This window comes from Loigolactobacillus jiayinensis (genome assembly GCF_003946445.1).
GTDB lineage: Bacteria > Bacillota > Bacilli > Lactobacillales > Lactobacillaceae > Loigolactobacillus > Loigolactobacillus jiayinensis.
Map to the genome: position 1 here is coordinate 1 of NZ_RHOF01000045.1, position 22,477 is coordinate 22,477.

At 43.6% G+C, this 22,477-nt stretch carries 20 protein-coding genes; 1 reads left to right on the top strand and 19 read right to left on the bottom strand.

The features are described 5' to 3' along the window. Positions 1-75: 75 nt before the first annotated feature. The 3 genes from EKM80_RS11070 to EKM80_RS11080 form a co-directional block, all read right to left on the bottom strand. A complete protein-coding gene (locus EKM80_RS11070) occupies positions 76-2,226 on the bottom strand; it encodes a TcaA 3rd/4th domain-containing protein (RefSeq protein ID WP_125553189.1) in 2,151 nt (716 codons plus the stop codon). Positions 2,227-2,393: 167 nt separating this feature from the next. After that, complete coding sequence (locus EKM80_RS11075) at positions 2,394-2,876, bottom strand: hypothetical protein (RefSeq protein WP_125553190.1); 483 nt, start codon at positions 2,874-2,876, stop codon at positions 2,394-2,396. Positions 2,877-3,023: 147 nt separating this feature from the next. Then, on the bottom strand, positions 3,024-3,662 hold the full coding sequence (locus tag EKM80_RS11080) for an SDR family oxidoreductase (protein WP_125553191.1): 639 nt from the start codon (positions 3,660-3,662) through the stop codon (positions 3,024-3,026). Between the two features lie 198 nt (positions 3,663-3,860). Between EKM80_RS11080 and EKM80_RS11085 the strand changes: the two genes are divergently transcribed. Next, the gene (locus EKM80_RS11085) at positions 3,861-4,370 is read left to right on the top strand and encodes a MarR family transcriptional regulator (protein WP_125553192.1); all 510 of its coding nucleotides are present in this window, start codon (positions 3,861-3,863) and stop codon (positions 4,368-4,370) included. Here the strand turns inward: EKM80_RS11085 and EKM80_RS15050 are convergent. From EKM80_RS15050 to EKM80_RS11160, 16 genes are all read right to left on the bottom strand, one after another. Continuing rightward, a complete protein-coding gene (locus EKM80_RS15050; RefSeq protein ID WP_225418867.1) occupies positions 4,365-4,748 on the bottom strand; it encodes a serine hydrolase domain-containing protein in 384 nt (127 codons plus the stop codon). The two genes, EKM80_RS11085 and EKM80_RS15050, sit on opposite strands and share 6 nt — an antisense overlap. A 12-nt stretch (positions 4,749-4,760) precedes the next feature. Continuing rightward, positions 4,761-5,381 (bottom strand): serine hydrolase domain-containing protein, encoded by a 621-nt coding sequence (locus EKM80_RS15055; RefSeq protein WP_225418869.1) that lies wholly within the window; start codon positions 5,379-5,381, stop codon positions 4,761-4,763. 35 nt (positions 5,382-5,416) lie between these two features. Continuing rightward, on the bottom strand, positions 5,417-6,334 hold the full coding sequence (locus tag EKM80_RS11095; RefSeq protein WP_125553194.1) for a DMT family transporter: 918 nt from the start codon (positions 6,332-6,334) through the stop codon (positions 5,417-5,419). Positions 6,335-6,503: 169 nt separating this feature from the next. Further along, on the bottom strand, positions 6,504-6,674 hold the full coding sequence (locus tag EKM80_RS11100; protein ID WP_191985948.1) for a FeoB-associated Cys-rich membrane protein: 171 nt from the start codon (positions 6,672-6,674) through the stop codon (positions 6,504-6,506). A 27-nt stretch (positions 6,675-6,701) separates the two neighbouring features. Next, positions 6,702-8,828 carry a ferrous iron transport protein B gene (gene feoB, locus EKM80_RS11105; RefSeq protein ID WP_386699673.1) on the bottom strand — a complete coding sequence of 709 codons (2,127 nt, stop codon included), beginning with the start codon at positions 8,826-8,828 and terminating at the stop codon, positions 6,702-6,704. A 7-nt stretch (positions 8,829-8,835) separates the two neighbouring features. Then, positions 8,836-9,312: a FeoA family protein gene (locus tag EKM80_RS11110; RefSeq protein ID WP_125553197.1), complete on the bottom strand. Its 477-nt coding sequence runs from the start codon at positions 9,310-9,312 to the stop codon at positions 8,836-8,838. Positions 9,313-9,672: 360 nt separating this feature from the next. Then, positions 9,673-10,446, bottom strand: coding sequence for an HAD-IIB family hydrolase (locus EKM80_RS11115; RefSeq protein ID WP_125553198.1), 774 nt, complete (start codon positions 10,444-10,446; stop codon positions 9,673-9,675). A gap of 20 nt (positions 10,447-10,466) precedes the next feature. Then, positions 10,467-12,068, bottom strand: coding sequence for an APC family permease (locus tag EKM80_RS11120; RefSeq protein WP_125553199.1), 1,602 nt, complete (start codon positions 12,066-12,068; stop codon positions 10,467-10,469). A gap of 340 nt (positions 12,069-12,408) precedes the next feature. Beyond that, positions 12,409-12,615, bottom strand: a complete 207-nt coding sequence (locus tag EKM80_RS11125; RefSeq protein ID WP_125553200.1) for a hypothetical protein — start codon at positions 12,613-12,615, stop codon at positions 12,409-12,411. A 532-nt stretch (positions 12,616-13,147) separates the two neighbouring features. Next, positions 13,148-13,378 carry a heavy-metal-associated domain-containing protein gene (locus tag EKM80_RS11130; RefSeq protein WP_010012019.1) on the bottom strand — a complete coding sequence of 77 codons (231 nt, stop codon included), beginning with the start codon at positions 13,376-13,378 and terminating at the stop codon, positions 13,148-13,150. A gap of 147 nt (positions 13,379-13,525) precedes the next feature. Continuing rightward, the gene (locus EKM80_RS11135) at positions 13,526-14,899 is read right to left on the bottom strand and encodes a glutathione synthase (RefSeq protein ID WP_125553201.1); all 1,374 of its coding nucleotides are present in this window, start codon (positions 14,897-14,899) and stop codon (positions 13,526-13,528) included. 140 nt (positions 14,900-15,039) lie between these two features. Continuing rightward, a complete protein-coding gene (locus EKM80_RS11140) occupies positions 15,040-17,418 on the bottom strand; it encodes a phosphoketolase family protein (RefSeq protein ID WP_164509550.1) in 2,379 nt (792 codons plus the stop codon). Positions 17,419-17,673: 255 nt separating this feature from the next. Beyond that, positions 17,674-18,402 carry a GntR family transcriptional regulator gene (locus EKM80_RS11145; RefSeq protein ID WP_125553204.1) on the bottom strand — a complete coding sequence of 243 codons (729 nt, stop codon included), beginning with the start codon at positions 18,400-18,402 and terminating at the stop codon, positions 17,674-17,676. 46 nt (positions 18,403-18,448) lie between these two features. Continuing rightward, on the bottom strand, positions 18,449-19,297 hold the full coding sequence (locus EKM80_RS11150; protein ID WP_125553205.1) for an oxidoreductase: 849 nt from the start codon (positions 19,295-19,297) through the stop codon (positions 18,449-18,451). A gap of 153 nt (positions 19,298-19,450) precedes the next feature. Beyond that, positions 19,451-21,073, bottom strand: a complete 1,623-nt coding sequence (locus EKM80_RS11155) for a malolactic enzyme (protein ID WP_125553206.1) — start codon at positions 21,071-21,073, stop codon at positions 19,451-19,453. 179 nt (positions 21,074-21,252) lie between these two features. Beyond that, positions 21,253-22,428 (bottom strand): MFS transporter, encoded by a 1,176-nt coding sequence (locus tag EKM80_RS11160; protein ID WP_164509551.1) that lies wholly within the window; start codon positions 22,426-22,428, stop codon positions 21,253-21,255. Positions 22,429-22,477: the final 49 nt, after the last annotated feature.

The following is a 22,477-nucleotide window of genomic DNA, read 5'->3' on the forward strand; positions in this document are numbered from 1 at the left end:
AACAGATAAAAGTTTATATTATTTCAATTGTCAACTTGACAGGGCCTAGTACAAGGGCAACTTATTTTTGTACACTTAATTAGCATTATTATCGGCTGTCTTCTGCTCATTATCACCAAAATCGATAACTTGCAGATTATTTGTGTCGTCTGTTAAATGCGCATTCGTATATTGATACGTCTGAACTCGTGTCTGTAAACCTGAAGTGGCAACGTAACTAGTCGTATACGTCACAGAAAAGTCAAAAGTTGTTTGATTGTTTTTCGTCAGCACTTGGGTCACATCGACCTTGAAATCAGTATGATCAATATTACTATTGGCGTCACGAGCCTGCGTAATAAATGTAGCTAGTTTTTTATACGCCGCGGCATCCGTACCATTTTTGAAGAAGGCGGCCAATGTCGCCGTATTATTAGCGTTAGCTGCATTGGTAGCATTCCCGGCGGTTTGGTAAAGTCGTGTCAGCAAAGCTTGTGCTTGTGCCGTCGTTGGAAGCGTGGTGAAATCAGCCTGCACATTCTGTTCGGCTGCCTTTGTTAACGTGACCGCCTTAGTTTTAACGGTTTTACCCGCTAACTTAGTTTCTAAATGTAATTTCAAATTAGCTTCCCAATTTAAGGCTGGAAGTGTTAACTGCCCATTTTGCAACGTGCCCTTATTTTGACCATTGACGAATACTGTTGCATTGGCCACATTACTGTGTACCACCGGCGTCACGGGCTTTAACGTCAAATCGATCGTTTGTGCGTCGGCTGCTAGAAAAGTCGCATGTACCGTCCGTGATAAAGTTTTATCATCGGTTTGTGCAGAAACTTTTAGCGTATAAGTCCCCGGAATAAAGGGACCAATTTTTTGAGTGGCAGTTGGTTTCTTCGCCGTCACGTTTTGACCATCTAAATAAATTGATGGCTCCGGTAAATCAGTTGTGATCGTCCGATAAGTCGGTGTGATCGTCAATTGATAGGCAGTAAAAATAAAATGACGCCCTTCCTTAATAAAGCCAAGGGTCCCATCTTTAGTTGAGCTTGCTTTTTTCAACTGTGCCTTACTCGTTTTTAGATATTGCGGGTTGGCCTTAGTAAAGCGAACAAATGGCCGACTATTACCCGGTGTCAAGCGAAGATCAGCATCGTTACTAGCCATGATTTGACTAACACGACTAGGGTTATTGGTGGCCAACACAGTGAAAGCACGATCTAACTGAGCGCTACGGCTAAAATAGTGTTGGCCAAAGAAAAAAGCTCCTAATAAAATGATAACGACGATGATACCAATAAACCACCATTTACGTTTGCTTTTATGTGAACGGCCTTGTTCTTTTGGCTTCGTTTCGTTCTTTTCAGTAACCGTCTTAGCTGCTTGTTCCGGTTCTTTTTCAGCAGAAGCAGCTTCAACTTGTTCCTCAGTGACGTCAGCTTGCTTCATAGAAGCTGCTGCACGTTCTTCTGGCGTTACCGCACGTTGTGATTGGTAAGCAGCACCTGAAGTGTCCGCTTCAGTTATTTTTTCATGCCGTGCCATCCGTGTTGCTGGTTGAGATGTATTAGCAGAAGTCGCCGCAGATTCTATTGTCAAATCATCCGGCTGTAAGTGCTCTTGTGGTTGTGTCCCATTAGTGGCTGCACGCACTTGATCAACAATATCGCTGATATCCTTAGTCTTATCAGCAATATGTGCTTCACGCCGGCTAGAAAGTGAGGCGCTTGATTGCGGCTGGGCACTAGCTGGCACACCTAAATCGTCTGGAATTAGCTGCTGTGTGGCCGCCTTTAATTTAGCGATGATTTCTTCTGGGTTTTCATCTGCTTGAATCGATGACAAAATAGCCGCTGCCGAAGCGGCACTTTCAATCACACGTTCTTCAACATCAGACAGCGCGCTATCTGGCGCGCTAGGAGCCGAAGCCACAACTGATTCAACGACCTGACTAGTGGTTGCAGCGCTATTAGCACCCGATACAACCGCAGAAGCTGCTGAATTAGCTTCACTTGCAGGTGTTTGACTTACAGTCGCAGATGACGCTTGGGAATTACTGGTTGACGTGGTTGCTGGTTGTTGCCGCCCCTCACGATAAGCAATCAGATCGTACCCACAATTAGGGCATTGCTTATCGCTAGTCATGATTGGTGCACCACAATTAGGACAGAAAAATTCACCGGCACCTAAATCCCCAAGGTCCGTCGCAAAAAGATGTGTATTCATTTTTAGCTGTGACAATCGATTCATGGACGGAGGCTCCTTTTCGTTTCAAATATACATTGAGCGAGCCGCAAAGGGCACGCAAATTTTAAAGCTTAATTACTTCAGATCAAATTAAAAATTAGCTACTATAAGAATAGCATTAATTACGCCGTGCTTCAATTTCACTTTGGTAACAAATTAAGCGCGCTTAACTATTTTTCCGCCGGTGCATCTGCTGGCGCGTCAGCAGCCGCTTGTAATTCAGTTAATTTCTGCTTGATTGCCGCATCGATTTGCGCAATGATCGTAGCGGGATCCTGTAAGAAGGCTGCTACACTAGCCATTTGATCAATACGCATCCCAGAGACATTTAAATTCTCCGCCGTCGTGATCAAATAAAGATTTAATGGCCGTACTTCTTCAGCCTCAGTTAGCAACGCAATTTTATTATCTAACTCATATGGTAAATTAATAATACCCGCTTGCAGCTCAATGGTTGCTGGTGTTTCAAAAGGTAATTCAATTTTGATCTGCGCAATTTCATTTGCGGCTAGTTGCTGTTCTAATGCTTTATACGCTGCTGCCACTTTCTTTAAATCCGCATTCTTAATATCGGTGGCCGTTAGCTTAACTGCAGTCGTCGTATACTTTTCGTCACGGATCGCCGCGATAAATTCTTGGCTTTGCATTTCCATTCGGTAAAAACCTCCGCTTCAATATAACGGTATACTTACGCCGTCATTTACCCGTCTAGTATAACCTAGGATCCGCATTCCTACCAGAAAAAAAGTGCTCAGTTCTAGACTGAACACTAAAAATAACTTGAAGTTAGTTATTAAATTTTAAAATGCTTGGGAAATTGGTGTCGTCCCACTGACTAAATCGTAAATTTGGCCTGACGCCTGTGGCTTACTTAATACAGCCACAATGGCCGCGGCAACATCCGCACGTGGAATTTGCTTACTGCCGTTGCCTGGCTGTAATGTGATTTCACCAGTACCAGCGTCATCAGTTAGTGCGCCTGGTCTTAAAATCGTATAATTCAGCTGTGTCCGATGCTGTAGCCATTCATCAGCGTAATACTTTGCCACATAATAAGGTTCAATTCCAGTTTGCGCCCATTTAGCCCGCTGATCAGTATAAAGCGCGCTGACGATCACGTAACGCTTAACACCCGCTTGTTCAGCGGCAATCATCGTTTTGACCGCACCATCTAAGTCAATTTCCAACGTACCATCATACCCTGTAGTGCCACCAGAACCAGCTGTGAAGACCACATTGTCCACGTCTTTAAACGCTGCCGCCTGTTCTTGTGGCAAGGCAGTTAAATCGAAGTCCCGCGGTTGCCCACCAAGCGCGCTTAATGTTGCTGCTTGTTTTTGATCACGAATACCTGCTAAAACCGTTTCACCGGTTGCCGCTAATTTTTTTGTCACTAATTGGCCAATTTTGCCATGAGCCCCAACAATAAAAGTTGTCATAAAGCTTACCTACTTTCTTAATGAGCTAATTTAAGTCCTCGCGCCGCACATAAGCAACCATTGCTTGATTCACAACATTTATGCTATGGTTTACACTGAAACTAAGTTTACCGCAAATCAGTAGTTAACACCTAACCTTTTGACCGGAAACTATTTAGTGGTGCGCGGATTTGTAAATAAAAAAGGGGCTAAACGACCATGGACAAAATTAATTATTTTAAACAAGTGATTGAACCAACCTTGCTACAGGTGGCTACCACTACTGCAAGTAACAGTTCTTTCGAGCAAGAATGGCTGTTAAAACGTTTGAACACCACGCCGGAGTGGCAGAAAGTCTTGAATAATTTACCGTTACTGTCATTACATACCTTGGCCGATATTGGCAAAAACCAACCAGTTAACGGTACCGAATTAACTGCCCACCTACAAGTCTCAAAAGGGGCTATTTCTAAAACAGTCACCAAGTTGATCAAATTTGAGTTAGTTGATAAATTCAAGCGCACCGATAACCGCAAAGAAGTTTACTATTCCCTAACGGAAAAAGGCCAGCAATTAAACTATGCTCATCAACAATTACACCAACAATTGGATCAGCAAATGCAACAACTACTGGCCAACTATCAGCCCAATCAATTAGAATTATTCGCTCACTTTGTCCAACAAATTCAAGACCTGCATAATGCCCCAATCGTTGATGAAAATTTATAGATTTAGCTGTCGGTAAAGCTTACGTGCTTGTTTAGACAATGATAGTGTTGTGTGCCGATTACTCAATAAAATCACGCCTGACTTGCCATCACGGCTAAGCGCTAACCCAGATTCGTAGCCGCTTTCCACCCCATGACTGCTCACAAAGTGGCGATAATTATACAGACCACCGCGATAACTGCCATCTGTGGCATTGAATAAAGCGGCTGTCGTTGCTGGTTTTAACAAGCGGGATTGTTGAATGGCTTGTTCTAGCTGGAAAAGGTCATCCACCGTGCTATACATATTTCCGGTACCGAGCTTACGTCTCAACGCTACTGGCGACTCACGCTGCCGCACTAAGTAAGGTAATAGCTCACTAACGTCCTTGTAAGCCACGCTTTGGTGTTTTTATTGTGTAAAATCATCGAGCATGAACCCGGTATGGCGTAATTTCAGTGGCTGCAGAATTTTCTGTTGCACTAGCTGGTGATAGCTTTGCTGCGTCAAGCGTTCAATGATGCCTGTTAACAACGTATAGTTAACGGGCTCATAGTTATGGGCGCCAATCTGGCCAACCTTAACGTGCTTAGCCGCAAAGTCAACAATTTGCCGATCCGACAACATTTTTTGTGGATCTGTGGTGCTGTACAGACCAGAGTTCATATCTAACATTTGCCGTAATGTAATTTGTTTGCTATGCGCGATCTGCGGATAATAGTGGCTTAATGGTTCATTTAGCTGCACTTTGTTTGCTTGAACGAGTTGCATCAATAACACCGCAGTCAAAACTTTCTGCACTGAGGCTAATTGATAGACAGTCGCCGGCGTATTACGTTGCAAATGGGCAAAATTAGCGTAGCCATAACTGCGGCGTAAAATTGTTTTTCCGTGCCGAATGATCAGCACAGTTCCGGTAAAATGCTTAGCTTTTAGAGCTTGCGCCACCTGTTGTGGATTCGTTTTAGTGGCTGCCTGCACCGGTTGAGCACCGCTAAATAAGCCCAAGCAGATACTAATTAATATGATCACTCGTTTCAAACTAATTTATTCCCTTCAATAAGCAATTATACCGACGATGCTACTGACTGTGGTCGGGCCAACGCCAAAATAAAAACGGTACTTAAAATCAGTAACGTCCCAATTAACTCGACCCAGCCAAAGTGTACATTGAGGTACAGAACCGATAAAATCGTCGCCGCCAGTGGTTCAAAGGCGTCCAATAAACCAACGGCAGTGGCGGATATGTAATCCAAACTAGCTAAGTATAGCGAATACGCAATCACTGTACCCGGAATAACAATGAACCAATAACCCAGATTGCCCAGTGGATCGAGTTGCGGAATCTGGTGCCAACCGGGCCGGATCAGATTGAATAAAATGCCACCTAATGTCATCGCCCAACCAGAAATAGCAATCGCACCATATTGTGCCAATAGATGAATCGGCAACAACACGTAAGCCGCCGCTGCCATCCCAGTTGCCACACCCCAGAAAAATGCTGCTGGTGAAATTGCCAAATGAGTTGGCTGACCACCAGTCACTAACAAAAATGTCCCCAATAGCGCCACAATAACGGCAATCAAATCAGCTCGCCGCGGAGCAGTTCGTTCACGCAACATGGTATACAGCACAATGAAAACCGGCGATAAGAATTGCAGAATTGTGGCCGTTGCGGCATTGCCTACTGCCACCGCCTTATAGTAAACGAACTGCATTGCACCCATCCCGCAAACGGTGAACACTACCAGCGCCAAAATACTGCGCCATGAATGCCATAAAGCAAATAAGCGCCGGCGTTCCTTTGGCAATAATGCCGCAACTAACAATAAAATAAGCCCCGATAACAACATCTTCGATTCAATCAGCCAGATCAAACTCATATGGCGGGTTGTAAACAACCATTGCGCAATGGGCCCCGAAACACCCCATAAAATCGCTCCAATCGACGCTAGTAAAATACCTTGTAATTGTTTTGCCCGCACCCAAATGACTTCCTTCCCTATGGCGCTATTATACCATGCCGCTAAATCAGAAAAAGAGTATCTGCTACGTGACCATGGCCGCACAAAAAGAGCCCCCAGCATCAATTTTCTTATGTCGGGGACTCCATTAAAATGACTGTTCCAAATCTAAACGCTTTTAAAACGCACTCTAAGCGTGTTTTTGATTATTATTACGCATGATGTTGGCCTGATCAGCTAAGGGACAGCCTACGTCAGAACAATCATGACAGCTAGAATTAGCACCCTTCTTGAAAAAGCGTAAATAGACGATCGCAATTATTGCAATCAATAAAACTGCCGCTAAGATAACTGTTGACATTATGAAGACCCCTTTCAATCTAAAATTTTAAGCAATTTTGCTATTTAAACTAAGGACTGAATCTGATTTTTCACGTTTAACAAAAATACCGTAGATCATCAAGGCTAATGCGGCTAATGCGATGATCAAGCTTAGCGGCGAAAAATGCGCCGTTGCGACTTGTGATCCTTGATAGATCACAACCGCCACCATGTAAGCCACTAAAGTTTGATAACCGACTGCACGCAAGGTCCAGCCAGTATCACCGAACTCCTTGTACATCGTACCAATTGATGCGAAACAAGGCGCACAGAGCAAGTTGAAAACCAAGAAGGCATAACCGGCCATTGGTGAGTAAACGGACTGTAAGGCGGAAACAAAGGACGTGTGGCTGGTACCAGCACCAAAGGTAATGTGCAATGTTCCAACGCAGTTTTCCTTAGCAATCAAACCGGCGATAACGGCCACAGTTGCGTGCCAGTCGCCAAAGCCTAATGGCGCAAACACAGGAGCTAATAATGCACCTAAGGCCCGTAAAATACTATGGTTCTGGTCAACCATTTGTAGGCGGAAATTAAAGCTAGATAAGAACCAGATAACCACGCAGGAGAGGAAAATAATTGTCCCTGCTTTAATGATGAAGGACTTGGCACGTAACCAGACACTTTGCACCATATTACCAAAACGTGGTAAATGGTAAGCCGGTAGTTCCATAACAAATGGTGCTGGCGCGCCACTAAAGATCCGTGTCTTTTTCAGGAAAACCCCTGAACCGACCACTGCTAAGATACCTAAGAAATAAGCCGACGGTGCCACCCACGAATTGCCAGGGAAAAATGTCCCACTGATCAAGGCGATCACCGTTAATTTAGCTGAACACGGCATGAACGTCGTTAACATAATCGTCATGCGCCGATCCTTTTCGTTTTCAATCGTCCGTGTTGCCATGATGCCCGGTACCCCACAACCTGTGGAGATCAGCATCGGGATAAATGACTTGCCGGAAAGATTAAAGCGGTGAAAAATACGATCCATGACAAAAGCAATACGCGCCATGTAGCCACAATCTTCTAAAATACTCAAACACAAGAATAGCATCATGATTTGCGGTAAGAAGCCTAGCACCGAACCAATCCCGCTGATGATACCATCAACGACTAAACTAGTTAACCAAGGCTGAATTTGCCATTGTGTTAGGATGCTCGTCGTAAAGTTAGGCACTAATTTACCGAACAGGACATCATTCATCCAGTCACTGCCAATCGTACCAATCGTTTGAATCGACAGATAATAAACCACCCACATAACGAAAACAAAAATCGGCAACGCTAGAAAACGATTAGTAACGATGCGGTCAACACGATCGCTCCACGACATGGAAAAATCTTCGGTGTCAATGACGCACATATTCATAATGCGCGTAATATAATCGTAACGCGCATTAACCACAATGCTATCACTGACATCATCAAATACGGCTTCGGTCGTTTTAATCGTTGCTTCAATTTCTCGTTTTTGCGCAGCGGTTAATTTGAGTTCAGCGCTGACTTCCTCGTCCCGTTCAAAAAGTTTTATTGCGTACCAGCGCAACTGTTTGGCCGGCACTAAAGCTTGGATCGTGGTACTAATAATTTCGATTGCTGATTCTAGGCGATCATCATATTCAGGATATGTATACGGCTGTAGGTCGGAGTCTTGCATCTTCGCTACCAATTGATCAACGTTTTGATTTTTTAGCGCGCTAATACTGACAACTGATAAATTTAAGGAATACGCGAGTTTCTTTAAATTGATTCTGCGGTTGCCCTCTTTTTTCAAGCGATCCATCATGTTTAGGCCAATAATGATCGGCACCCCAGTCTCCATTAACTGGAGCGTTAAATAGAGATTACGTTCAAGATTAGTGGCATCCACCACATCTAAGACACGGTCGGTTTGGCCATTTAAGATATAATTACGCGTGATAATTTCTTCAGAGCTATAAGGTGATAACGAATAAATCCCGGGTAAATCTTGAATTTCAACTTGGCTATTATGCTTTAACTTCCCACTTTTACGCTCAATCGTCACGCCGGGCCAGTTGCCGATATGTTGATTGGAGCCAGTTAAAACATTAAATAACGTGGTTTTCCCGCTATTAGGATTACCCGCTAAGGACCATGCAGTTGTCGTCATATCCATCTTAATCAGCCTCCTCTAATAAAATACAGGTTGCGTCTTGTTTGCGTAAACTTAACTTATAACCACGTACAAGTAGTTCGATTGGATCACCTAATGGCGCGACCTGATTCACTTTGATCATGGTATTGTTGGTTAAGCCCATATCCATTAACCGCCGGCGTAGCGCTCGATCACCTAACATTTTACGAATGATGCCTGACTTACCGACTGTTAAATTAGCGAGTGGCGTCAACTTAGCTGTTGCGGCGTCGTTAACACCACGTACAACGATTCGTTGAGCAATATCACTACTAATAGCTAGTCGTTGGCCTTGAAAATAAATCATCATCCCAGAAGTATCTGACGCAACTGAAATAACTGTGATCTCACGGCCAGGAATCATCCCAATTTCGGCTAAATGCTTTACCAATCGTGTTTCACCAAGTACTTGAACAATAATATATTTACCCTGGTTTCCTAATTCAGCTAAAGCCTTCAAAATACACCCGCCTTTCGTTAAGCTATTCACAAAATGAATTCTGGCACTATCTATAAATGACTACTGATTAATTTACTAAGATTAAAAAAAGATTAAAATTGATTAAGTTAATTCTAAATCAATTAATATAAAATGCAAATTTTGTGAAAGCAGTCTGTAAACAGCTTTAATTATAGCAAGAAAACGTTTTTTTAAGCAATGGCAATTGAAAATAAAAATCATTTGTAATCTATTTGTAATATTCAATTGAGAATAGATAGTATTCATTAACCTAGCCATTTTCGCCTCTAGTGGCACCAAAAAAGCTTGTTCTGAAATTAAATTAATTTCAAAACAAGCTTTTTATACACGAACAACTATTTATAGCCAGCCAAAATGCACACAAGCCTGATAGATACCGTCAGCTACGTTAGCTGTAGTGACGTAATCAGCCTTCGCCTTTAATTCCGCTGCACCGTTACCCATAGCAATACTCGTCCATTGCGACCGAAACATATCCATATCGTTTAGACCATCGCCAAAAACGACAACGTCCTTTAACGGTGCATTAAGCCGCTGCATCATTTCTACGATGCCGCGATATTTATCATCATATTGGAACATTAAATACTCGGGAACAAAGCGTAAGTGGCCTAATGTTACCTTCAATGTTAGTTGTGCTTCCGTGGCAGCCGGAATGGCGACGTAAATTTTATAGATCACCGGCAAGCTTTGAAAATCTAACTGTGGATCAATGACATATTCAGTGGCTTCTTGGCGTTCACCAACTTGTTGCCGGAATAAGTCGTTATTGCCCCAAACACGAAGCGAATCATCGCGCATGACCAAGACACCATAACCAAGCGTCTCAGCCTGACGGATCACCGCCTTTGCTTTAGCGAGCTCCAGCGGTTTGTTCTGAATCAATTGCTGATCCAGCACCAAGCCACCACCACCGGAACAAACCATGTTGCGTAACCCAACTTGCTGCATAAACGGGCTAGCTTTATAATGCGCGCGGCCTGTTGCAATCGCCACAAAATGACCATTAGCTTGCAAGTTATCCAGCGCCACCTGCGCACTGGGCACGATTTGATTGGTTTGGCGGTCAGTTAGCGTCCCGTCAATATCGAAGAAAAAATATTTTTTAGTCATTTAACCACTTCCAATGCTGACTATTTATCGTCAACTTCAACTTGTTCATTAACTTTTGCAGCAGCGGCAAGCTCGCTACTTTCGATTCGACTAGCCACGCCCCACCGGTAGAAACCATAAGCAACAACGCTGATCAGCACAAAATCCCATGGATAATGGAGCCAGCCTGTTCCGCCAAACGGCCGACTACCCAGATAGGAAACCACAGAAAGAAAGACCAAATACACGATCAACCACAAGCTTCCTTTTAACTGCTGGCGAAAATCAGGAAAGCCACGACGCCATTCATAATAAACATAAAATGGTAGACCAAGTAAGATAACCAAGATAACTTGAATGGTGGTCGGCCACATTGCCCAGTAAGTTGCTAAACTAGCTAAAATAAACGCAACCGGCGCCACAAAGCGTAACCATTTTGACGCAACTGGCCGCTTGAAATCAGGCCGTAATTTACGCAGTGCAATCACCGTTACTGGTCCGGTTAAGTAAGCAATCAATGTCGAGGTGGAAATCACACTGGCCAACACACTCCAATTACGAAAGATGCTCACCATCAACAAGCTGATGATCAAATTGGCCGCCATCGCCAAACGCGGAATTCCGTAATGGTGATTTAAACGACCCAGCCACTGCGGCATATGCTGATTTTTAGCCATCGCCCACAACGTTCGGCTAGTAACCGCGACAAAAGTGACCCCTGTGCCAAACGGCGAAACAAAGGCATCTAGATACAGTAAAATCGACCACCATTGCAAGCCTAGTAGGATTGCTAGGTCAGCGAATGGTGAAGCAAAATTCAAACCATGCCAACCGCCTTGTGCTAATAGATGTGGCGGCACACTACCAATAAATGTAACTTGTAACAACGTATAGATCACCGCACTGATCAACAGCGAAATTGCGATACCGCGGGCAACATTATGCCGCGAATCCTTAATTTCACTGCCCATATTGATCACCGTTTGAAAGGCATTATAGGAAAAAATAATACCAGACGCCGTGGTGGCCTGAAAAATAGCCGCACTACCATTAGGTGCAAATGTTTGCCAACTGTGACCAAAGTTAGCCGAATGGAAACCCGAAGCCATTAATAAAATAATCGTTAACGCCGGTATGACCATTTTAAAAACCGCAATTAAACTGGTAAAGCGCGTCAATAAACTGATCGACCAGAAGTTTAAAAGCGTGAACACAAGCATAAATAAAAAGACGATCAATAACCCCATTGTGGTCACATTACCATGGGCAACGAATTGGCGTGTCCAATTAGCCCACGCCCACGGCCAGGAACTCATGTACTGCACCGCCGCCACCGCTTCAATAGGAATGATTGTCACCAGCGAGACCCAATTAGCCCACGCGGCAATAAAGCCCAGCAGAGGGCCATGACTGTATTGCGCATAGCGACTCATCCCGCCACTTTCCGGAAACATCGCGCCTAGCTCGACGTAATTAAAGGCAATCGCCATGATGACGATTGCACCAACGATCCAAGCAACAATTGCTGCTGGTCCAGCCACCATTGCCGCTTCGCCAGAACCAAATAACCAGCCTGAGCCAATAATCGAGCTCAGCGCCAGCATAACTAACGAAAATAGTCCAATTTTAGGTTGTTTTTGCATAAATTAATCTCCCACTGATCAGCATCAAAATAGATAATTTCAGTTTTCTAGTCTAAGGATTAAATTGTCTCATTGATTTTTAATTTTCGCAAATTATTTTTCTCGACCCGTTAATTGAACATTCCTGCAATCACGTTGGCGGCCGCTAAAAACAAGGCGCCACTTTTGACAGTACAGTTGTCGTTTTTGACCCTTTAATTTTTGGCACTCATTCCACCAAATTCAACGTAAAAAAATAAGCCTAATTATGTGCGTTACAATCACATTTCAGCACTAGGCTCAAAAATTAAAAAACAAATCAGCTTGCTCAACCATATAACTCGTGAACTTAGAATTCAGCTTAAGCCCGAACTTGTTTAAAACTAACAACTGGAAATGCTTGTTGGACACTTGCAACCTGCTGTGCTTGGACACAAATCGTCATTGAGCGACTCCCAATATCTGGCCAGACACTATCAACGCCGGTAATTGCCTGTAATTTAAAAAATAGTTCCTTCACATAATCCTCGTTGACCATTTCCTTAAAATACGCAATTAATTTTGTCATTATCCCTAGTTCTCCTTTTTAGCCTTAGCTGTCTTTTTACCCAATAGCATGAAAAATAATGGATGTGCCAATACGATCAAGCCAATCACCACTGCTGTTTGCATAACGCTCACCCCCAACCTTTTGACCTAGTATAAGGCTACTAATGGTACCTAACCTTGATGGTAGTCAACTTATCCCACAAAAATATTTCCGGCTAGAATCTGGATTAGTAAGTATTTGAGCACTTCTTTTCATTTAATTCAACTGTTCTACTGCCCTTTAACTACAAAAAAACAGCCCAACAACTGGACTGTCTTTATAGCATGACTATATTTAGAATTTATCGCTAAGTTAATTGTTGCAACTAATTTAGCGGTAGGCTTGGATAAACTAGTGCTCAAAATCAAGGCGCTTATTTAGCGCACTCTAGCTAAACGTGGCTAAATAAGCTGATTTCTGCGCCTAGCTACGCCTGTCAAACGTGCCACTGCGTGTTACTTATTGCCCAGCTAGGCTAGTGCTCAAAATCAAAACGCTTATTCAGCGCACTCTAGCTTAGTTCTTTAACTTTCATTTTTTTAACTGGGTAGCCTAAGCGATCCACTACATCAGCTAATTTTTCAGCGGATGTTTGAGCAGGATCAAAATCGACTTTGACCTTAGCGGCGTTAAATAGCACCTTGATTTCGCTGACGCCAACTTGTTGCTTTAAGGCGCCTTCGATTTTTTGCATACATGACGGGCAAGTTAAGTTATCTAATTGCATAATTGCTTTTTCCATAATGATGACCTCCATTTATTTGTATCAACTTTATGGCTCTAGTTTACCGCCAGAGATTGCAATTGCAATTGATCTAAATCAAGTTTCGACATTTTTTTAAAAATTTTTTTCGCTATATCCTGCAGTAATTATTAATCAAATAAGCCCTTAACTGACCACTGATTGGCTTTGAAGATTCAAGCGTGGCAATTCACGGTACTGATCAAATAGCTCGCGTTGAATGACTGCTATTGCTGGGTGTGGATTTTTCGGAAAGCCACGATAGACTGGTGATGGATTAAGTTGCGCGTGTAATTGAAAATTGCGCGCTTGTTGCAGGCCATAGTTAACCAGCGAACCCTGTTGAATTCGCGGTAATAATTGACCCGATAACGTCAATTGTGGTTGGCCAATCTTTTCTGCGGCACGGGTCACAACAGAAGCAAAAACTGGCGGTAAATTAGCAGCCACTACTAATTTCTGTAATTCACTTAATAGATCAAAGGCATTTTGCTGCTGACAGCTGATTTGGTGGGGATGTTCTAGGGCCACACGATCATTTTTAGCCGCGGCGTAGTTCAAATCAGTAGCATCTAACTTCGGCGTTACCATAAAATACACTGCCATTAATTGCAACAATAATAAGGTTTCGCTCCGAATACCGGTAGCCGCTGTGGGGTCAAGATCCAGCATCCGTAATTCAATATGTTTGGCCCCTTGGTTGGCCAGTGCCGACAAACCAGCCGGATTTCGTAAGCGAACAGCTTCATGAAAAGCCGCTTCCGCGATTAAGTCATCGGTAGCAATAGCGTCTTGTATTCCCGTCGCATAGGCGGCCACTGATGTGTAATCACCTTTAAAATGGCTAGCAAACCCATAGCCATATAAGCGCGAATTACGCAAAGAACGCACTGGTGCCGCTGGTAATTCAGCTAGATAATTGGCCTCGGCAATCGGACTAGCACCAGTTAAATAGGTTAATAACCAGCGATAATGCATGAAGCCAACCGCCTGCTTCAACAATAATTCATTGCGTACTTGGCGCGTATCTTGCCGCAAACCGCGTGCTACCGCAGTGATCCAAGCTGTCGTCGGTGCCAAATTAACGTGAATTCCTGATGGTAGGCCTTCTGCCAGTCCATAGCGTCGACTTAACTCTTGATAATAGGCTAGTTTTTCGTCATCAACATCAGCTAACGTTAATTCACGTTGGTCAGCCGTTAACCGTGGCGGTACAGAAAATGGCCATAAATACTCATTTGGCGCTAATGCTGCTCGTAACGTATGATCTAGTGCCGCCAAATTATGGGTCACCTCACCAATCGAATGTGCAATTGGTGTGATCACTTCACTTTGCGTATTAAAATAATCATTTTTAATGTATGGGTTCGCACTTTGCTGGCCAAGCATTGCGGGATAAGGTGCCGCACTCAAATAACCATCGACGCCGATTCGATGCCGCTCCACCTCTAGTCCCCAAGTAAAAATTTGTTCAAAGTTACCATTGTCGATATTTAAAATACTCTTACCAAAATCATCCACAAGCTTAGCCTCCGTTTCATATAAGCGATAGTTTATCTATCCCATTATTTTATATCAGAAGTTATCATAAACTCTAGAAATATGCTAGTAGCTACGCAGAACAAAAAAATCGCCTCCGCAGAGACGATTTTTAATCGTTACTATTTCAATGGTTGCCATGTCCAGTCAAGTACTTCTGGAATGTCTTCCCCATTTTCACGAATATAATCGTGATGATATTGTAATTTGTCATCCATTTTTTGGACAAAAGCGGCACCTTTATCAGCAAATTCTGGTAAGTGCATGATGACGTCTTTAGCCAAATGGAAACGATCCAACTCGTTAACCACACGCATATCAAATGACGTGGTGATATCGCCTTCTTCACGATAACCGTGGAACATAATGTTACGGTTATGGCGGTCGAAGAAGATGTCACGTGGCAAGTCTTCGAAACCATGATAAGCGAACAAGACTGGCGTATCCTTAGTAAAGTAATGATCGAATTCAGCATCCGACAAACCACGAGGATCACGTTCTGGGCTGCGCAACTTCAATAGATCGATGACGTTGATAAAGCGAATCTTCAAGTCAGGGAAGTTGTCGTGCAAAATATTGATTGCGGCTAAGCTTTCCATATTTGGTTCAGTCCCAGCTGCAGCGATGACGATATCAGGCTTGCTACCTTGATCAGTTGATGCCCAATCAATGATACCTAAGCCGTTATTAGCCAATTTAGTGGCTTCTTCAATACTGTAGTACTGTGGCCGTGGTTGCTTCGACGTGATCAAAATATTAACCGTTTGTTTGCTCTTGAATAATAATGGGCTAACTGCTAACAAAGAATTGGCGTCGGCTGGCAAGTATTCACGGATATATTCTGGCTTCTTTTCTGCCATATGCGTTAAGATACCAGGATCTTGATGGGTATAACCGTTATGATCTTGTTGGAAGCTAGTTGACGTTGAAACCACGTTCAATGATGGGTACTTTTTACGCCAATCTAATTCATCAGCTTTACGGATCCACTTGAAGTGCTGTGTCAACATAGAATCAACAACCCGTAAGAAAGCTTCATAGCTGGTAAACAAGCCGTGCCGGCCAGTTAACGTATAGCCTTCAGTGAAACCTTCAGCCTGATGTTCAGACAATTGAGAATCAATGATTCGACCAGATGGTGACATGAATTCATCTTGTGGTTCTTTGATTGGTTCCAACCATTGACGGCTAGTTGTTTCAAATAAACCGTACAAGCGATTAGACATTGTTTCATCTGGGCCAAAGATCCGGAAATTATCAGGATTTTTCTTGATCAAATCACGCAAGTAGTCAGACCAAACGATCATATCCTGCTTAACTTGTTGACCATGCTTCGTGTTATCTAACGCATAATCACGATAGTCAGGTAAGTTCAAATCTTTTGGATCGATCCCACCATTAGTAATTGGGTTAGTTGACATCCGTTGCTCGCCTTTAGGGGCCAAGGCACGTAATTCAGGAATCAAGGTCCCATTTTCATCAAATAGTTCTTCTGGCTTGTAAGATTCTAACCAATCAACCAAGGCATCAGCGTGTGTCATATCCTTTTGCGTAACAGGAATTGGAATCTGATGAGCACGGAATGACCCTTCAATTGGTTTATTGTCCCAAGTTTTAGGACCAGTCCAGCCTTTAGGTGCGCGGAAAATGATCACTGGCCAAGTTGGCTGAGTTGGATCATTATTTTCACGAGCGTGCTTCTGGATTGCTTTGATTGATTCAATTGCTTCATCCATTGCTTTAGCTAAAGCCGGATGCATCACTTTAGGATCGTCACCTTCAACAAAAATTGGTGCCCAACCCATACCTTCAAAATACTTGCGTAAATCTTCATCAGATTTACGTGCCAAAATAGTTGGGTTAGAAATTTTGAAACCGTTCATGTTGACGATTGGTAAAATCGCACCATCATGAATTGGGTTGATAAACGTATTAGAGAACCATGATGCAGCCAATGGGCCAGTTTCAGTTTCACCATCACCGGTTACAGCAGCAGCAATCACGTCAGGGTTATCTAAGATTGAACCCGTTGCGTGAGACAACGTATAACCAAGTTCGCCACCTTCGTGGATCGAACCAGGTGTTTCAGCGGCCGCATGTGAAGCCACACCGCCTGGGAAAGAGAATTGCTTGAATAGCTTTTGCATCCCTTGTTCGTCTTGGCTAACTTCTGGGTAAATATCGCTGTATGACCCATCCAAATAAGAGTTAGAAACCATGACTTGGCCACCATGACCGGGACCTTCAATATAGAACATATTCAAATTATACTTGTTGATTACTCGGTTTAAATGGGCGTACAAGAAGTTTTGCCCAGCAATTGTGCCCCAATGACCAATGGGATAAACTTTAACATCGCTGGCTTTTAAAGGCCGCCGTAATAATGGATTGTCTTTTAAATAAAGTTGACCAACAGATAAATAATTGGCTGCACGCCAGTAAGCGTCTAATTTTTTAAAATAGTCTGGTGATGAATAATCTACGGTTTGTGTTTCCGCCATGATTGATTCCCCTTTTCATGTTTTAATGTTTAGTTTCGTTACCGAAACCTTCATCTTCAAGTACGGATGTCCCTCCTCGCTACGTTGTATAACCCGTAACTAGTTGGACAGGCTGCTTTTCATATTTAAGGTTTAGTTCTACTGCCACACTTCACTTAATAAGATAACCAATTTAATTAAAAAAGTCAACCTTTTAGTTAATTGGGTCGTACCAATTAAAAAATACTTAAAAATAAAAAACGTTAGTCCCACTAGCTAAGGTTCGATAGCGACAAACGAATTAAATTTCAAATACTGATAATGCATGCGCATAAACGAATATTCGATTGGCGTCCCATCATCTAAAAAGAAGATCCCCGCCATCGTGCCAACTGGTTCGTTGGCTTTCAATTGTAGCAGTTTTTGATCTTCCGCCGTTGCCGGCGCCGCACCGATAGTCAAAAACGACTTAGTTACTGCTTGCTTTTTGGTTGCCTGTAAATAATTAAAAATCGAATGCCCAGCAATTTCTTGATTCAGCTCAGGTACCACCTTGATTGGAATAAAACTTTCCTCGATCATAAATGGCTGATCATCCAACAAACGTAGACGCTTAATTTGATAAACAAACTCGCCACTTTGTAAAAATAAATCTCGTTGCAACGTTTTTGTGGCTGGAATCACCGCAAATTCTAGCAATTTAATACCGGGCTTTTTACCAGCCATTTGCAGATTATCGGTAATGCCCAAGTTACTGCCTTCGTAATTAAAAAGCGATTGATTTTCTAAATACAGCGGATTGATGAAAGTTCCCGAACCGCGCTTTTTGAAAACGATGCCATCATTAGCCAACAGCGCCAGTGCTCGCTTGATTGAGCTCCGACTGACTTGGTACTCGGTACTCAAGTGACGCTCATCCGGCAATTTCATTTCCGCCGCAAACTCACCAGCAAAAATTCGCCGGGTCAAATCTTTGATAATGCGTTGATAAACTAAATCTGCCATACAAATTTCTCCTAATATTTCAGTTAATGCCCTTATCATAGCATATTTATTTCCAATAGCGCTCATCACCGAATGCGGTATGGCTTGAAACGTCCGCCCACTTCTCCAAATCCTGATCCACCGCATGCAATTGTTGCCGTACAGCAGCTAACGCATCGGCGCCTAAAACTAAATGTAGCGGTGGTTGCTCAGTGTTAGCAGCATAAATAATTGCTTGTGCTGCTAACACTGGACTGCCCAATTTTGTTGCCAATGTTGCCTGTGAATGAGCTTGTGCTGCACCAGCCGTTGCCGCATAATCGGCAATTATCCGCTGATGCACGCCGGCTGAGCGTCCAGCCCAATCCGTCCGAAAGGTGCCTGGCTCGACTAACATTAATTTAATGCCTAAAGGTGCAGCCTCTTGCGCTAACGTTTGGCTCAAACCTTCAACAGCAAACTTACTGGCTTGATAATAGCCCAATGCTGGATAAGTCGTCAATCCACAATCTGAAGAAATATTAATGATCAGCCCCTGCCGCTGTGCCCGTAATTGCGGTAACGAGGTTTGCATCACTGCCGCCAAGCCCCAAAAATTCGTTTCAAACATTGCACGCACTGCTGCTTCGTCACTTTCTTCAACCGCACCAAAATAACCATAACCCGCATTATTGACTAAAACATCGATTTGGCCGAAGTGAGCCACTGCCTGCGCAATCACCGTTTCAATTTGTGCTTTATCAGTGACATCTAATGCCAAGGTCAGTACTTGTTGCGGATATTGCTTGGCCCACGCCGCAATCGTCGTAACTTGCCGCGCGGTTGCGACCACTTTTTCACCTTGCTGTAACAATGTTTCAACTAACGCCTTGCCTAACCCACGCGATGTGCCTGTCACCAGCCAAACTTTTGCCATTCACTTTTACCCACTTTCCAGAACGTCCAAACAAATTATGTCGGTTACCTTGTCACCCACTTTAGCAGACTTGCCGGCGGTGACACAAATTAAAATAAGCCAGCACTGATTAATCTTAACCAGCACTGGCTCAAATTCTAATATATCAAAGCATTAATATTCCGGCAACCACTGATTTTCTGCCACAACTGCAGCTACATCAGTAATTTCACGACCAGCTAAGTTCTGCTCTAACGCACTTTGCACTACGGCGATTGCAATCGTCTTTTGATACTCGGTGACCTTAGCAACTGGCGGTAACACTGCCGCACCTGGTTGGCTAGTGTCAACAATACCGCCTAATGAATGGGCTGCTTGGGAAATCATTTCATCATTTAAACGTGTGGCCTGCGCGGCAATCACGCCGAGGCCTAAGCCGGGATAAACTAACGCATTGTTGGCTTGGCCAATCTCATACGTCACACCTTTGTAAGTTACCGGATCTTGCGGTACCCCAGTCGCTACCAACGCTTGCCCAGCCGACCAATTGATTAAATCAACTGCCTTAGCTTCTGACAATTTAGTTGGATTGGACATGGCAAAAATGATTGGCCGCGGTGTATGTGCCGCCATGGTCGTCACAATTTCTTCCGTAAAGCTACCTGGTTGACCTGAAGTACCCACTAAAATAGTTGGTTGAACGGCTGCCACCACCGCCGTCAAATTGGTTAACGCCGCAGCATTACTGAATTCACTTCGCTGCCGTGCAAATGGCTGCTGTTCCGGCGTTAAATCTGTCATATCGTCGAATAACAGTCCTTGGCGGTCAACTAAATAGAAATGTTGACGTGCTTCAGCTGCTGATAACCCTTGTGCTTGCATTTCCAAGAAAATACGCCGCGCCACCCCAGTGCCGGCTGTTCCGGCACCAAAGCAGAGGTAACGCTGATCAGTTAATCGTTCACCAGAGATACTCAATGCCCCTAAAATACCGGCTAGGACAACGATACCAGTTCCTTGAATGTCATCATTAAACGTCGTAATTTGGTCTTGATATTGATTTAAAATTGCTGCAGCATTTTCGCGGCCAAAGTCTTCCCAATGCAGGAAAACATGTGGAAAAGTAGCTTCAACCACTGTAGCAAAACGATCAATAAATTCATGATAGGCTTTGCCACGAACCCGTTGCTGCCGATTACCTAAATACTGTGGATCAGCCAATAATTGCTGATTATTCGTGCCCACATCCAACACAATCGGTAAAACTTGCCGTGGATCAATACCAGCGGCGGCTGTATAAACCATTAATTTACCGATAGAGATATCGACGCCATTTACACCCCAATCGCCGATTCCTAATACACCTTCACCATCAGTAACCACAACCATTTTGATCTCGCGGCCTGCTGCAGCAGCTTTTAAACTAGCCGCCATGCTATCGGGATCATTAATACTCAAATATACAGCACCACCAGGTTCGATAAAGTGTTGCCCGTATTGTTCCACTGCATCGCCAATCGTCGGTGTGTACACTAACGGCAACAATTCAACTAAATACTGCCGCAATAGCCGATAAAACAGTACCCGATTTTGATTGAAAATTTGCATCAAAAATAAATGCTTATCTAACGCACTCGAACGGTGTTGCAATTGCTCATAAACTTGCGCCACTTGCTCCTCTAGTGTCTGTACTTGTGGTGGCAATAAACCAGTTAACCCTAGCTCACGCCGTTCTGCCACCGTAAAAGCCGTCCCTTTGTTGCGTAATGGATCCTGCAAAATTGCTTGTGCGTTCATGCTGTTGCTCCCTTCTAAACTAAACTCACGCCACCCATTTTTCACAAATTATCACGTCATCTAATGATAACGCTATCATATAGTGGTGGCGTTGTCTAGCGCTAAAATATTTTTAAAAATTAACGCAGAATACAAAAAAAGGCGAGCCACCTAGCAGATTAGCTAAGCAGCTCGCTTCTTCATTTATCGGTTTGAAAATACCAGACTGCAGTGGCAAGTAATAGCGCCCCGCAACTGGCAAAAATTAGCGCCAGTGGCACCACATCTGCCAATGGCCCTAGCAGTAAACTGCCAATCAGTAACATCAAATTACTACCCATTTGGTACGCCGCAAACGTACGGCCCATAAAATCTGGTGCTGCCGTTGTTTGAATAATGACTGCCTGGGCTGTCATCATGAACGGTGCGCTCCAACCAGCCAAGAACATGGTCAGTAGATACAGCACCAAATTAGGCATCTCGCCCATTAAAATCATCGCTATGGCAAAGCCACCAACTGCTAAGGCGAAGACCCGCGGGTTATTTTTAAATTGCTTGTGCTTGGCTACTAGTAACCCGCTGATGATCGATCCACTAGCCCAAAGAATCTCTTGTAACGTTAAATTAGTCACGCTGGCGCCAAATTTCCGCTGAATCAGCAATAGACTAAGTATTGTGGCTGGCGTCATCAGTAAATAAGCAGCAGCATTAATGGTAAATAAGCGGCGCAACACAGTATTATTGAATAAATACTTCAAGCCAGCAGCTAAAGTCGCTTCGTTTTGCTCATCACTTGCTGCTACAACTGCCTGCAACTTAATTTTAGTCATACACAGTAACTCAATTACTGCAGTGACAATATCGATCATAAATGCCCAATATAAATTAAAATTAGCGAGAATCAACCCGCCAAGAACTGGCGATAATAACGTCGTCAGCGCCATGAATGTTTGGTTCAAACCATTGATGCGCGTTAATTCAGCCTCGGGCACCAATTGCGGGTAAGCTGAGCTAACTGCTGGCTGCTGAATACCTTGGCCAACCGAACGTAAACCAGCAAACACCAGTAACAGCCACATTTCTCGAATTCCAGCTGCCCATAAAAGTGCCAAGCCCAACGTTAATAAGGCAATTCCGCCGTCAGCACCCATAATCAACCATTTACGTGAATAACGATCAGCCCAAGCGCCACCAACCAGACTGATTAAAATCTGTGGCCGTAATGTACTAACCGTTGCTAGCGCCAACCATAAGCCAGAATTAGTCGCCAGACTGATGTACCACGTGATTGCATATCCTGTTACCATGGTGCCAAATAATGAAATATTTTGACTTGCTAAAAATAGATAACCTTGTTTTTGCCAATGTTGTTGCATGCGTAGAACTCCTTTGCTCCGCAGCGCAGCCATCGACAGCGCTGGGATT

Bases quoted from the DNA above. Each gene is read 5' to 3' on its own strand.
- EKM80_RS11080 (WP_125553191.1), bottom strand. From the start codon at position 3,662: ATGACAACTTTTATTGTTGGGGCTCATGGCAAAATTGGCCAATTAGTG.
- EKM80_RS11130 (WP_010012019.1), bottom strand. From the start codon at position 13,378: ATGGAAAAAGCAATTATGCAATTAGATAACTTAACTTGCCCGTCATGT.
- EKM80_RS11075 (WP_125553190.1), bottom strand. From the start codon at position 2,876: ATGGAAATGCAAAGCCAAGAATTTATCGCGGCGATCCGTGACGAAAAG.
- EKM80_RS11125 (WP_125553200.1), bottom strand. From the start codon at position 12,615: ATGACAAAATTAATTGCGTATTTTAAGGAAATGGTCAACGAGGATTAT.
- feoB (WP_386699673.1), bottom strand. From the start codon at position 8,828: ATGACGACAACTGCATGGTCCTTAGCGGGTAATCCTAATAGCGGGAAA.
- EKM80_RS11100 (WP_191985948.1), bottom strand. From the start codon at position 6,674: ATGTCAACAGTTATCTTAGCGGCAGTTTTATTGATTGCAATAATTGCG.
- EKM80_RS11120 (WP_125553199.1), bottom strand. From the start codon at position 12,068: ATGCAAAAACAACCTAAAATTGGACTATTTTCGTTAGTTATGCTGGCG.
- EKM80_RS11115 (WP_125553198.1), bottom strand. From the start codon at position 10,446: ATGACTAAAAAATATTTTTTCTTCGATATTGACGGGACGCTAACTGAC.
- EKM80_RS11070 (WP_125553189.1), bottom strand. From the start codon at position 2,226: ATGAATCGATTGTCACAGCTAAAAATGAATACACATCTTTTTGCGACG.
- EKM80_RS11085 (WP_125553192.1), top strand. From the start codon at position 3,861: ATGGACAAAATTAATTATTTTAAACAAGTGATTGAACCAACCTTGCTA.
- EKM80_RS11145 (WP_125553204.1), bottom strand. From the start codon at position 18,402: ATGGCAGATTTAGTTTATCAACGCATTATCAAAGATTTGACCCGGCGA.
- EKM80_RS11160 (WP_164509551.1), bottom strand. From the start codon at position 22,428: ATGCAACAACATTGGCAAAAACAAGGTTATCTATTTTTAGCAAGTCAA.
- EKM80_RS11150 (WP_125553205.1), bottom strand. From the start codon at position 19,297: ATGGCAAAAGTTTGGCTGGTGACAGGCACATCGCGTGGGTTAGGCAAG.
- EKM80_RS11155 (WP_125553206.1), bottom strand. From the start codon at position 21,073: ATGAACGCACAAGCAATTTTGCAGGATCCATTACGCAACAAAGGGACG.
- EKM80_RS11140 (WP_164509550.1), bottom strand. From the start codon at position 17,418: ATGGCGGAAACACAAACCGTAGATTATTCATCACCAGACTATTTTAAA.